11 protein-coding genes are annotated in these 13,330 nt (G+C 60.4%); 3 read left to right on the forward strand and 8 right to left on the reverse strand.

Going from position 1 to position 13,330, the window contains the following annotated elements; translation table 11 throughout:
• Window position 1 precedes the first annotated feature (1 nt).
• Window positions 2–745, reverse strand: a complete 744-nt coding sequence (gene fnrL, locus ACR0FE_RS05930; protein WP_170613598.1) for a transcriptional regulator FnrL — start codon at window positions 743–745, stop codon at window positions 2–4.
• A 61-nt stretch (window positions 746–806) separates the two neighbouring features.
• On the opposite strand from fnrL, the gene hemN reads away from it, so the two are divergent.
• Window positions 807–2,162 (forward strand): oxygen-independent coproporphyrinogen III oxidase, encoded by a 1,356-nt coding sequence (hemN, locus tag ACR0FE_RS05935; protein ID WP_480911667.1) that lies wholly within the window; start codon window positions 807–809, stop codon window positions 2,160–2,162.
• Between the two features lie 181 nt (window positions 2,163–2,343).
• Window positions 2,344–4,272, forward strand: coding sequence for an elongation factor G (locus ACR0FE_RS05940; RefSeq protein ID WP_170613602.1), 1,929 nt, complete (start codon window positions 2,344–2,346; stop codon window positions 4,270–4,272).
• A gap of 20 nt (window positions 4,273–4,292) precedes the next feature.
• Here ACR0FE_RS05940 and ACR0FE_RS05945 read toward each other — a convergent pair whose 3' ends face one another.
• The 5 genes from ACR0FE_RS05945 to ACR0FE_RS05965 all read right to left on the reverse strand — a co-directional run bounded on the left by ACR0FE_RS05945 (window position 4,293) and on the right by ACR0FE_RS05965 (window position 10,664).
• Complete coding sequence (locus ACR0FE_RS05945; protein ID WP_480911670.1) at window positions 4,293–5,870, reverse strand: ABC transporter ATP-binding protein; 1,578 nt, start codon at window positions 5,868–5,870, stop codon at window positions 4,293–4,295.
• Entirely contained in the window at window positions 5,867–6,973 is a 1,107-nt protein-coding gene (locus ACR0FE_RS05950; RefSeq protein WP_170613606.1) for an ABC transporter permease, read from the reverse strand. Before ACR0FE_RS05950 ends, ACR0FE_RS05945 begins: the two co-directional genes overlap by 4 nt.
• Window positions 6,974–8,068: a microcin C ABC transporter permease YejB gene (locus ACR0FE_RS05955; RefSeq protein ID WP_480911672.1), complete on the reverse strand. Its 1,095-nt coding sequence runs from the start codon at window positions 8,066–8,068 to the stop codon at window positions 6,974–6,976.
• A gap of 1 nt (window position 8,069) precedes the next feature.
• The gene (locus ACR0FE_RS05960; RefSeq protein WP_170806031.1) at window positions 8,070–9,980 is read right to left on the reverse strand and encodes an extracellular solute-binding protein; all 1,911 of its coding nucleotides are present in this window, start codon (window positions 9,978–9,980) and stop codon (window positions 8,070–8,072) included.
• A 174-nt stretch (window positions 9,981–10,154) separates the two neighbouring features.
• Window positions 10,155–10,664, reverse strand: coding sequence for a c-type cytochrome (locus ACR0FE_RS05965; RefSeq protein WP_170613798.1), 510 nt, complete (start codon window positions 10,662–10,664; stop codon window positions 10,155–10,157).
• Window positions 10,665–10,783: 119 nt separating this feature from the next.
• Between ACR0FE_RS05965 and ACR0FE_RS05970 the strand changes: the two genes are divergently transcribed.
• Window positions 10,784–11,617: a prephenate dehydratase gene (locus ACR0FE_RS05970; protein ID WP_170613612.1), complete on the forward strand. Its 834-nt coding sequence runs from the start codon at window positions 10,784–10,786 to the stop codon at window positions 11,615–11,617.
• 18 nt (window positions 11,618–11,635) lie between these two features.
• On the opposite strand, the gene ACR0FE_RS05975 is transcribed toward ACR0FE_RS05970, so the two are convergent.
• Complete coding sequence (locus tag ACR0FE_RS05975; protein WP_170613614.1) at window positions 11,636–12,016, reverse strand: phosphotransferase-like protein; 381 nt, start codon at window positions 12,014–12,016, stop codon at window positions 11,636–11,638.
• 42 nt (window positions 12,017–12,058) lie between these two features.
• Window positions 12,059–13,330 carry an aminotransferase class III-fold pyridoxal phosphate-dependent enzyme gene (locus tag ACR0FE_RS05980; RefSeq protein WP_170613616.1) on the reverse strand — a complete coding sequence of 424 codons (1,272 nt, stop codon included), beginning with the start codon at window positions 13,328–13,330 and terminating at the stop codon, window positions 12,059–12,061.

The following is a 13,330-nucleotide window of genomic DNA, read 5'->3' on the forward strand; positions in this document are numbered from 1 at the left end:
GTCAGACCAGAAAACCGCCGTCCGCATCATCGCCGGCCTCATCCATGAGGCGCGCCATGTCCGGAATGGTCACGTGGCGTTTTCCGTCCAGTGTAATGACGCCGTCTTTTTTCAGCGCCGACATCTGACGGCTGACCGTTTCCAGTGTAAGCCCCAGATAGTCCGCCATCGCCTCACGCGTGAGCGGCAGATCAAACACCATTGGACCGGAGTTGCTTTTCTGGGCCACCGAAGCATCGCGCCGCGCGATGATCGACAACAGGCTGGCAATCTTCTCGCGCGCGGTTTTGCGCCCAAGGACAAGCATCCACTCGCGGGCCGCGTCCAGCTCATCCAGCGTCATCTGCAGCAGCCGGTGCGCGATATGCGGGGTTGTGCTCATCAATTCTTCGAACGGTTTCTTGCGGAAACAGCACATCACCAGATCAGTTGTGGCCTGAACGTCATAGGGCGCAGTTTCGCGTCCCGGACGGCCCACAAAGTCGCTGGGCAGCAACAGGCCCACCATCTGGGTCCGGCCATCTTCCATCGTCTGCGTCAGCGAGGCGATGCCCGAAACCACGGACCCGACAAAATTCATCTGGTCACCGGACCAGATGATTGTCTGCCCGGCCTCGAAACTGCGGTAGAACTTGATCTCTTCCAGTTCCACAAGCTCGTCGGGTTCGCAATGGGCACACACGGCACGGTGCCGGATCGGGCAGTCCGCACAATTCGAGTGGTCAAATTGGGAATTCAGGTTCATTCGCGTTTCCACTTGATCTCAGTCAAGGTCTTGTTGAAGGCCGTCCCTTAACGGTATCGCCATGATAGTGAAACCACAATTAGCACAGCTTGGACTATTTGACGCTAAAGTTCCGCGTTACACAAGCTACCCGACAGCGCCCCACTTCAGCAACGATGTGGGATCAGGCATGTTTGGCGACTGGATTTCGGGCATTCAGCCCGGAAGCGCCGTGTCCCTTTACATCCATGTCCCCTTTTGCCGCAGACTGTGCTGGTTCTGCGCCTGCCGAACCCAGGGAACACAGACCGACAACCCCGTCATCGCTTATGTTGACGTTCTGAAGGCCGAGCTTGATCTGCTGGCCGCGCGCCTGCCCGAGGGCGTCACCCTGTCGCGGCTGCACTGGGGCGGCGGCACGCCAACCCTGCTGAACGCCGATTTGATGCGCGATCTGGCAGCGCGGATTCTGGACATCGTGCCGCTGGGCCCGGACGCCGAGTTCTCGGTCGAGATCGACCCGAACGAAATCGACGAAGCACGGCTGGACGCCCTGGCCGAGGCCGGCATGAATCGCGCCTCGATCGGGGTGCAGGATTTCGACGACGAAATCCAGAAAACCATCGGCCGCATCCAAAGCTATGACACCACGCGCAAGGCAATCGACATGATCCGCGCGCGCGGCATCACCAGCCTGAACGCCGATATCCTGTATGGGCTGCCGCATCAGACCAAGACCCGGATGACCGAAAGCGTACAAAAGCTGCTGTCGCTCAGCCCGGACCGCGTGGCGCTCTATGGCTATGCCCATGTGCCTTGGATGGCCAAACGCCAGCAGCTTATCCCCTCGGACGCGCTGCCGACGCCGGAACAGCGGCTTGACCTGTTCGATACCGCGCGCCGCCTGTTCATGTGGGACGATTACGCCGAGATTGGTATCGACCATTTCGCGACGCAGGATGACGGGCTGACCCGTGCACTGCAGACCGGAAAGCTCAAACGGAACTTTCAAGGCTATACCGACGATCAGGCCGAGGTTCTGATCGGCGTTGGTGCCAGCTCGATCTCAAAGTTTCCGCAAGGGTACGCCCAGAACGCGCCAGCGACGTCAGCGCATACCAAGGCCATCCGGAACGGCCAGTTCTCGACCTCGCGCGGGCACCTGTTCAAGGGGCAGGACATCCTGCGCGCCCGCCTGATCGAGGCGCTGATGTGTGATTTCCGGATCGATTCGGCTGAAATCCTGCGTGACCACGACATCTCGGTCGGGGAACTGCAGGGCATGTTCAACACGGCCAACGATGCGTTCGACGGGTTGCTGCAGGTGACCGGGGACGGTCTTTTCATCCCGCCCGAGGCCCGTGCCCTGACCCGGATGATCGCCCGCAGCTTTGACGCCTATGACCTCAGCAAGGCAGGCCACAGTTCGGCCATCTGATTGACTTCGGACAGAGGGGGGGTTGACGCAGACAGGGGGTATTCCGCAAACTTAAGAACGCGGGCGGCAAGCCGCCCCAACCCCGAGGCAGATCCGTTTTCAGGCAATTGACCCCTGCGCGTCAGCGCAAGGCAGCCGATATCGCGCAGTCGTTCTTAAACCTGAAAGAGGGACAGCACTCATGCGCGTTTTCACCGTCCTCGGCCCCAGTCAATCGGGCAAATCCACCCTGGTCGAGGCCATCAGCCGCCTTGATGGTCGGCCAACAACATTCGACGTATCCGGAACCGTGCATCTGCACGGTTTTTCTTATTTGGACGAGCCGTGGTGCGCCATCGACGTGGATGGCGGCGGGGATTCCCTGGCCTATGTCGGTCCTGCCATGGCAATCTCGGACGCGGCGGTTGTGGTGGTTCCGCCCGACCCGGACGCCGCAGTGCTGTGCGCCCCCTATCTCAGACTGGTCGAAGAAGCCGGGATTCCCTGCTTCCTGTTCATCAACCGGATGGACAACCCCAACGGCCGCATCCGCGATATCATCGCGGCCCTGCAAACCTATTGCACCCATCATATCGCGCTACGGCAGGTGCCCATTCGCGACGGCGAGGCCATCATCGGCGCGGTTGATCTGATATCCGAGCGGGCGTGGAAATATCAGGAAGGCCAGCCCTCGGCCCTGATCGAACTGCCTCAATCGGTCGAGGACCGCGAACAGGAAGCGCGCACGGAATTGCTAGAAACCCTGTCCGACTTCGACGACAAGCTGCTGGAACAGCTGATTGAGGACAAGCAGCCCCCCAACGAAGAGGTTTTTGAACTGGCCGCACAGGTTCTGCAGAACCACCAGCTGATCCCCGCTTGCCTGGGCGCCGCCAGCCACGGCAACGGCCTGACCCGCCTGATGAAAGCCCTGCGCCACGAAGCGCCCGAGTTCGACATCGCCGCCGGGCGGGATGAGGCCGCAGACAATGCCCGCGCCATTGCCGGGTTCGCCGACGTAAAAAAACACATTGGCAAGATCATCGTGCTGCGCGGCCTTGGCGAAGGCGTCACCGCGCATGAGGCGTTGGGCGGCGAAACCGTCGGCAACCTGACCACGCTGGACGCCAAGACCCAGATCGGCGCGCTTGAGGCCGGTCAGATCGGTCTCGCCGTCAAGTCCGATCACCTCAATCCGGGCAACATTTACGACAGTTCCTCCGCCACGCCTCTGCCAGACTGGGCCACCTCGCGTCCCGCGGCGCATCGGCAGATCGTCTCACCGGCGCATGAACGGGACGACGTACGCCTGTCCAACGCGCTGAGCCGCCTGGTCGAAATCGACCCCGGCCTGACCCTCGAACAGGACGAACTGAGCGGTCACGCGATTCTGGGCTCGCAGGGCCCTCAGCATATGCGGCGCGTCACCGCCAAGCTGGCAGAAGACTTCGGGATCGAAATCGAGGCGGATCAGGTCGAAACTGCCTATCGCGAAACCATCCGGACACCGGTTGAACATCGTCACAGACACCGCAAGCAATCGGGCGGTGCCGGTCAGTTCGCTGACGTCGTGATCACGGTCGCGCCCATGCCGCGCGGATCGGGCTTTCAGTTCGAAGAGGTTGTCAAAGGCGGCGCGGTCCCAAAGAACTACATTCCGTCGGTTGAACACGGCGCGAAAGACGCGCTGGTTGAAGGCCCCGAAGGCTTTCCCGTTGTCGATGTCAAAGTGACGCTGAGCGATGGCAAGCACCACAACGTGGACAGTTCGGACTATGCCTTCCGCACTGCGGGCAAGAATGCCGTGCGCGAGGCACTGCCGCAGGGCAAACCCGTTGTCCTGCAACCGATCCTGAACGCCGAGATCCACCTGCCGTCGGATTTTGTGGGCGACCTGGTGCCGACGATCAGCTCGCTCCAGGGGCAGGTTCTGGGTTTCGAAGGCAACCCAAATGCCTCGGGCTGGGAAATCTTCAACGCCCAGCTTCCCGCCGTGGCCGAGGATGAGCTGCACCGCACCCTTGCCAGTGCCACGCGCGGTACCGGCTGGGTCAAGCTGAGCTTCGATCACTATCAGGAACTGCGCGGACCGGTGCCGAAATCGGCATCGCGTGAAACGGCCAACGCCTGACGCAACGTGGCGGGCTGCTCTCAGCCCGCCGCCGCGATCAGTTCTCGGGTGTAATCGGTCTGGGCATTCTCGAACAGGTCCTCGGCCCGGCCCATCTCGACCACGTCGCCATTTCGCATGACGATGACGTTGTGGGACATGGCGCGCACCACCTTCAGGTCGTGACTGATGAACAGATAGGCCAGCCCGTATTTCTTTTGCAGATCGCGCAGCAGATCGACGATCTGCACCTGCACCGTCATGTCCAGCGCGCTGGTCGGCTCATCCAGCACCAGCAGTTTGGGCCGCAGCACCATGGCCCGCGCGATGGCGATGCGCTGGCGCTGACCGCCGGAAAACTCGTGCGGATACCGGTCCATCGCCGCCGGGTCCAGACCGACTTCGGTCATAACTTCGGCCACCAGTTCGCGCGGCGCGCGGTGCGGATCAACGTTGTGGATCGCCAACCCCTCGGCAATGATCTGCTGGCAGGTCATGCGGGGGCTGAGGCTGCCGAACGGGTCCTGAAACACGATCTGCATATCTTTGCGCAAGCGGCGCAATTCACGCGTGGACCAGCGGCGCACGTCCTGATCGCGGAATGTAATCCCGCCTTCAGAGGCAATCAGCCGCATGATCGCCAGTGCCAGCGTGGTCTTGCCCGACCCGCTTTCGCCCACGATCCCCAGCGTCTCACCCGCGCGTACCGACAGCGTCGCATCGTTGACGGCCTTCACATGGCCCACCGTCCGCTTGAAGAACCCGCGCTGAATCGGAAACCACACTTTCAGGTGGTTCGTCCGCGCCACTTCCTCGGCATCGGCGGCCACCGGATCGGGTTCGCCCGACGGTTCCGCCGCCAGCAGCTTGCGCGTGTAGGGATGCTGCGGGTTGTCGAAGATTTCGGCGGTTTCGCCGGTTTCAACAATCTCACCGTCCTTCATCACGCACACCCGGTCGGCAATCCGCCGCACGATACCCAGATCGTGGGTGATGAACAGCATCCCCATGTTTTCGGACTTCTGCAGGTCAGCCAGCAACTCCAGGATCTGCGCCTGAATTGTGACATCCAGCGCGGTTGTCGGCTCATCCGCGATCAGGATGTCCGGCTTGTTGGCCAGCGCCATCGCGATCATCACCCTTTGGCGCTGTCCGCCGGACAACTGGTGCGGATAACTGTCCAGCCGATCCCTCGGGTCGCGGATGCCAACCTTGATCAGCAGTTCCACAATCCGCTCGCGCGCTTCGTCGCCGGTCACACCCTGATGCAGGGCCAGCGACTCGGCCATCTGCTTCTGGATCGTGTGCAGCGGGTTGAGCGAGGTCATCGGCTCCTGAAAGATGAAACTGATATCGTTGCCGCGCACATCCATAAGCCGGTCCTCGGACGCGCCGATCATTTCCTGACCGTCATACGTGACCGAACCTTCGACAATCGCGCTGTCACCCAAAAGTGAAACCGTGCTCAGCGCCGTTACAGACTTGCCCGACCCCGATTCCCCAACCAGCGCGACCGTTTCGCCCCGGTCGACGGTGAAGGACACTCCCCTGACCGCCGCGGAAACCTGCCCGTCCTGCCGGAACGAGACCCTGAGGTTATTCACATCCAACAAACTCATGAGAACGTCTTTCTGGGGTCAAACGCATCCCGCACGCCTTCGAAGATGAAGACCAGCAGCGACAGCATGATGGCAAAGGTGAAGAACGCGGTGAAGGCCAGCCACGGCGCCTGCAGATTCTGTTTTGCCTGCAAGGTCAGTTCGCCCAGTGACGGGGCCGAGGACGGCAGGCCGAAGCCCAGAAAATCAAGGCTGGCCAGACCCGCGATGGTGCCGGTAACGATAAATGGCATGAAGGTCAGCATGGCCACCATCGCGTTGGGCAACATGTGCCGGAACATGATCGTCATGTTGCCGACGCCGAGCGCCTTGGCGGCGCGGACATATTCAAGATTGCGCGCACGCAGAAATTCCGCCCGCACAACCCCGACCAGCCCTGTCCAGCTGAACAGGATCATCAGGATGACCAGCAACCAGAAACTTCGTCCCAGAACCGCAAACATGATGATGATGACATAGAGCGACGGTGTCGCGGACCAGATCTCGATGATCCGCTGAAAGATCAGATCCAGCCAGCCGCCGAAATAGCCCTGGATGGCCCCTGCAAACACCCCGATCAGGCTGGCCGCGCCGGTGACGACCAGCGTGAACAGGATCGACAGTCGGAACCCGTAGATCACGCGCGCCAGAACATCACGTTTGGTGTCGTCGGTGCCCAAAAGATTCTGCCCGTTCGGCGGCAGGGGTGCCGCACCCGGCCGGTCAACGCTGGTGTTGTAGGAGTACGGAATTGGCGGCCAGATCGCCCAGCCCCGCTCGAACCCGTCCGCCTGAAACGTGCCGGCATCGATCTCTTCGATGATCCGCTCGGGGTCGTCAAAACACTGATCAAGACCACCGCTGTCGATCAGGCATCTCACCTCGGGGTCGCGATAAATGGCTTCGGTCTGGAAATCCCCGCCAAATTCGGTTTCGGCGTAGAAATTGAACACCGGCGTGAAGAACTCGCCCCGGTATTTCACCAGAATCGGTTTGTCGTTGGCGATGAACTCGGCGAACAGCGACAGGCCGAACAGTACCGAGAAGATGATCAGCGACCAGAACGCGCGACCATTGCGCCGGAAGTTGCGCCAGCGGCGCTGGTTGAGAGGGGACAGCGCCATTTACCCCTCCCGCTTTTCGAAATCGATGCGCGGGTCGACCACCACGTACATCAAATCGCTGATGATGCCGACCACCAGCCCCATCAGACCAAAGATGAACAGCGTGCCGAATATTACCGGGTAATCACGCGCCACCGCGGCCTCGAACCCCAAACGGCCCAGCCCGTCCAGCGAGAATATGGTCTCGATGATGATTGAACCGCCAAAGAACACCCCGATGAACACCGCCGGAAAGCCCGCGATCACGATCAGCATCGCATTGCGGAACACATGACCGTACAGAACCTCGCGCTCGCTCAGGCCCTTGGCGCGGGCGGTCATCACATATTGCTTCTTGATTTCATCCAGGAACGAGTTCTTGGTCAGCAGCGTCAGCGTTGCAAACGCCGAAATCGTCAGCGCAATGATCGGCAGGGCAATGTGCCAGAAATAGTCCGCAATCTTGCCAATCAGGCTGAGGCTGTCCCAATTGTCCGATGTCAGCCCCCGCAGCGGGAAAATCTGCCAGTAGGATCCGCCCGCAAACAGCACCAGCAGCAGGATGGCGAACAGGAAACCGGGAATGGCGTAGGCCACAATGATGGTTCCGCTGGTCCAGGTATCAAAGGTCGATCCGTCCTTGATGGCTTTGCGGATGCCCAGCGGGATCGACACCAGATAGGCGATCAGGGTCGACCAAAGACCCAGCGAGATCGAAACCGGCATCTTTTCCAGCACCAGATCGATGACACTGATGGAACGGAAATAGCTCTCGCCGAAATCCAACGTCAGGTAGTTGCCCATCATGCTCAGAAAGCGCTGGAGCGGAGGCTTGTCGAAGCCGAATTCTTTCTCCAGTTCGGCAATGAATTCGGGCGGCAGCCCCCGCGCGCCGACATATTTGTCGTCAAAGGCGCCCCCGGCAGGTTCCGAGGCCGCCCCGGCATCGCCACCGCCTGCAAATCCGGCAAAGACATCGCCCTGCCCTTCGATCTGGGCGATGATCTGTTCAACCGGGCCGCCCGGCACGAACTGCACCAGCGTGAAGTTGACGATCATGATGCCCAGAAGGGTCGGAATGACCAGCAACAGGCGTCTTAGAATATACGCGCCCATGTTATCGCAGCGCGCCTTTCGCTTTCAGAGCCGCCTCTTTTTCCGGATTGATCCACCACAAATCCAGATAACCAAGGCTGAACGGAGGCAGGTTTTCCGGGTATTCATACATGTCGTAGTAAGCCGTCCAATAGTCCGCAACGTATCCATCCGGGATCACGAAAAACTCATACCGCAACACGCGGTCAAGCGCCATCAACGCCGCGTCCTGTTCTGCCTGATTCGTGGTATCGAACGAGGCTTCGATCACCGCATCCACCAATGGGCTGGCCAGACCAGCCGGGTTGAAAAGGCTGAACGCAGCCTCTTTCGAGCCGTACATCTGGCTGAGCCCCCCGCCGGTGGACAGGAACGCCCCATACTGTGTGGAATGGATCATGTCATAGTCCCGCTCGCGCCGGCGCAGTGTGTATTGCGACGGATCCACCTTTTCCGCCGTTGCATCCACACCAATGGCCTGCAGGTTCTGCACAAAGGTCTCGATCATCGTCGCGGTCGAGGTCGGAATGCTGGAAGAATAGGGAATGTTCACCTTCAGCGTCTGACCCTGTTCGTTTCGGCGCAGATTGCCATCTCCAACCGGCCAGCCAGCCTCATCCAGCAGCTTCGAGGCCGCCCGCATGTTTCGCCGATCGTTCAGGCGCGCCGAACTGGACTCGTGCATCACCAGGGCCGGTTCGCTCAGAACCTCATCCGGCACGATATCGCCAAGGCTTTCCAGAAAGGCCAGTTCAGCCCCCTCCGGCGGCCCCTTGGCCTCAATATGGGTGTCCTGAACAAAGGAATTGCGCGGTGCGTTCAAGCCGAACATCAGCGATTCATTGGCCCATTCAAAGTTGAAGGCCAGCGCCAGCGCCTGCCGCACTTTCTTGTCTTCGAATTGCGGTTTACCCAGATTGAACACAAACCCGGAAGGCGTCGGCGGGCTGCCATCCGCAATCTCGTCGCGGACAACCGTTCCTTGGGTCAGCTTCGGAAAATCATAGCTCGAGGCCCAAAGCTTGGGGTCACTTTCGATCCGCATGGTGTATTCACCGGCCTTGAACCCCTCGAAAGCGGCAGTCTGATCGGCGAAATACTCGATACGAATGGTGTCGTAGTTGTTGCGGCCAACGTTGATCGGCAGATCCTTGCCCCAGTAATCGTCCCGGCGTTTGTAGACGATGCGCCGGTTGATGTCGTAACTGTCCAGCTTGTAAGGCCCGGACCCCACGGCAACCTCAAGCCGGGGCTCGTCCAGACGGCGGGATTCGTCAGCCTCGAACCAGGCTTTCGAGAATACCGGCGTCGACCCGACCGTTTCGATCAACCCGCGGCGCGTCACTTCCGGGCTAAAGGAAAATTTCACCGTATGATCGTCCAGCGCTTCGGCCCCTGTAACCATGCGACCGACGGCCTGCGCATAAGATGGCAACCCCTGCTCGATGAACAGGCGATGGCTGTAGACTACATCCTCGGCTGTCACCGGTGTTCCATCCCAGAACGTCGCCTCCGGTCGCATGTGGAAAATCACGTAATTGCGCCCTTCATCATACTCCATGCTGTGTGCAAGCAGACCGTAATACTGCCCCACACTGTCTGACGCGCTGTCGATCAGCGCATCATACTGGATCGACGTCAGCGCCCCGGCGCGGCCCTTGCGCGAATAAGGATTAAGCGAGTCGAAGGTGCCAGACCCCGCCAGCGACAGCTCGCCCCCCTTGGGGGCTTCGGGATTGACATAGTTCAGATGCGGATAATCGGGCGGGTAGTCGAGATTGCCAAAATAGGAATACCCGTGGCTGCGCGTCACGCCCTCCTCAACGGCCCCGGCCAGATTCGCGGCCCCCACGACCAGAGCGGCAGAAACCCCCACAACGGCAGCCCAGGACCGGGCGTGCAATTTGAGATTACTGGACAGAAGGGATTTCATGGTGCTCATCCTCTTGGTCGTTTCCGTCTTCATTGTTGTGACCGACAGCTAAAAGGCCAGAACTGTAAGTTGCAAGTTTAGAACGCGTGAACGGATTGTGAAGTTGTCCTTAGACAAAAAATAAAGCCGCTGCACGGGGCAGCGGCTTTGAATTCGGTTCATCCGATCGGCCGATCAGTTGCCGATGGTCTGCAGATAGGCAATCAGGTCGGCACGTTCCTGCGGCTTCTTCAGGCCGGCAAAGCTCATCGAGGTGCCGGAAATGTAGCTGCTGGGTCTTGTCAGGAAGGCATCCAGCGCCTCTGGCGTCCAGTTGCCGCCATGGGCCTGCATGGATGCGGAATAGCCGGTAAAGCCCTTGGCGGACGCAACCGGACGATCCACAATCGCGTACAGATATGGGCCAGTGCCGTTGGCGCCGTCTTCCAGCTTGTGGCAGGCGGTGCACTTGCGGAATACCTTCGCACCCTTTTCAGGATCGGCGGCTGCCAGCATGTCCTCGAATACCACTTCTTCGCCGTCGGCGCTTTCGCCCGAGCTTTCGGTTTCGATGACATAGGCGGCTTCGGCGCCATGGGCATCTACACTATAGAGAACATCTGCCCCCCATTTGGCTAGAAGAAGCACCAGGAAGGTGCCGAACAGGCCTGCGGCGGCCTTGGTAACTGTCATCGTGTCGAACATTGATCGCGAGTCCATTTCAGCTGTCTGCGGGGTGTCTAAGGCTTCCCCTTGCAAGAGGCAAGGTATAGACACCGCGACTAAACGCCCAAATCAAGAACTTGTTGCACGGAATCGACCAAATGACCAATCGCATCGCATTTCAGGGTGAGCCCGGCGCCTACAGCCACGAAGCTTGCCGCAACGCGCGCCCCGATATGGAGGCCCTGCCCTGCCGCACTTTCGAAGATGTGATCGAATCGGTTCGCGCCGGTGACGCGGATCTGGCGATGCTGCCGGTCGAGAACACGACCTATGGCCGGGTGGCCGACATTCACCGGCTGTTGCCGCACAGCGGGCTGCACATCATCGATGAGGCCTTCGTGCGCGTCCATATCAACCTTTTGGGCGTTCCGGGCGCAAAGCTTGAAGACATCACCGAGGCGCATTCCCATCTGGTGCTGCTGCCGCAATGCGCGGGATTTTTGAAGGAACACGGCATTCGCGGCCGCGTCAGCCCCGACAACGCCCGCGCCGCGCGCGAGGTTTCAGAACAGGCCGAGCTGCATTCGGCGGCCCTTGCCAGCGAGCTTGCGGCAGAAATCTACGGCCTGAACGTGCTGGCCCGCCATATCGAGGACCGCGACAACAACACCACCCGGTTTCTGGTCATGTCCCGGCAGTCCGACCTGACGCCACGCGGGGATCACGGCATGATCACCAGCTTCGTGTTTCAGGTGCGCAACATCCCGGCCGCCCTTTACAAGGCGATGGGCGGTTTTGCGACAAACGGCATCAACATGACCAAGCTGGAAAGCTATATGATCGACGGCTCGTTCACCGCGACCCAGTTCTACGCCGACATCGTTGGGCACCCCGAGGACCGCAACGTGCAATTGGCCATGGACGAGCTGGAACACTTCACGACCAACGTTGAAATTCTGGGCGTCTACCCGGCGGCACAGCCGCGCGGCTAAACGTCAAGCCCCCCAACGCTAGATCGCGAATTCTGATTTGCGCGTGCCGCTGCGCCACGCCGCAAGGATCGCGTCCACGTTGGCATCCACCCCGTCCATCGCGTCGACCTCCAGATCGTATTGCCGGCCTTTGTGAATTGTCCGCTGGTCCTGTTCCGCGCTGCCGGGCGGACGGTCACCGCGGGCTGCCTCTCTGCGGATCAGCTCAGGCACCGGGCAGTGCACGCCGACAAACAGCATGTCATGGTGTCTCAGCCCCTGTTTCATGGCTTCGGCCCAGTCCGGCGGGTGCAGAATATGATCTGCGACATTCCTGGGGACCAAGCTTGTTGGGTTCGATCCTGAAGAGCGGTATCCCGGGACACCACTCAGATGCGACTTGCGCAGAACACCGGCCATTGCGCAAGCCCGGGCAAACCTGATCGCAGGGCGCCAAAACCCTTAGACGATGGCCGCAACCGCCTTTGCCACCGCCGCACGTGTGTGTTCCAGATCAGCCTCGGTCACGGCCAGCGACGGGTACAGCTTGCCCGGCGCCTTGAAGATACCCGCCTCGCGCAAGGCGGCGTTGTAGACGACGTTGCGCTGGGGATCATCATGTTTCGCGCTGCGGTAGTCCCGGCAAGTGTTGGCGGTGAAATAGATGTCGAACAGTGTCTCATCGCCGCAAATCCGGTGTGGGATACCGGCGGCGCTCAGCGCTTCAGACTGCATGGTCTGTAGCGCCTTTCCGGTTGCGCGCAGCTTGTCATAGACACCGTCGCGGCGCAGAACCTCCATGGTTTTCAAACCGGCCACGGACGCGATCGGATTGCCGGACAGCGTGCCCAACTGCATGAGCCAGCCCTCTTCGCCCACCTTCGCCTTGTCGAAATGCTTCATGATCTCGGCGCTGGCACCAAGAGCCGCCAGGGGAAAACCGCCACCGGTGATCTTGCCCAGCGTGCAGATATCGGGCGTCACACCGTATTTCTCCTGCGCACCGCCATAGGCCAGACGAAACCCGGTCACGATCTCATCGAAGATCAGCAGAACACTGTGCTTGTCGCACAGATCGCGCAGCCCCTGCAGATATCCCGGTTCAGGCGGGATGATCCGCTGCAGCGGCTCGACCATGATGGCCGCAATGTCGTCATGTTCATTCAACAGGTTCGACACCGCCTCCAGATCATTGAAAGGCGCGATCAGCATCTGGTCGGCCACGCCCTGCGGGATACCGGCGCTGTCGGGCACGGCCTGTGGGAAGTTGACCTCGCGGCTGGGGGCCAGGCTCATCTGCGCCTCGGCGCTCATACCGTGATAACCGCCTTCGAATTTCAGGATCTTGTCGCGACCGGTATAGGCGCGGGCCAGCCGGATCGCATACATATCCGCCTCACCGCCCGAGGCGACAAAGCGGATCTGCTCGCAACACGGCACCGCATCGACAATCGCTTCGGCCAGCTCGACACCCTTTGCATTGTTGGCAAAAAAGGTCATACCCTTGGGCAATTGCTCCAGCACCGCCTCCATCACCTCGGGGTGGCCATGGCCCAGCAGCATCGGCCCCGAGCCGATCAGGTAATCGACATATTCCTTGCCATCCTCATCCCAGACGCGGCTGCCTTCGCCGCGGGCGATGATGATACCCGGATCGAAATTGCCAAACCCGCCGGCGGGAAGAACCTCGTTCGCGCGGGCGATCCATTCGGATTGCGTATTGATTTTCAGCAT

The sequence above is a fragment of the Ruegeria sp. K7 genome (genome assembly GCF_056531785.1).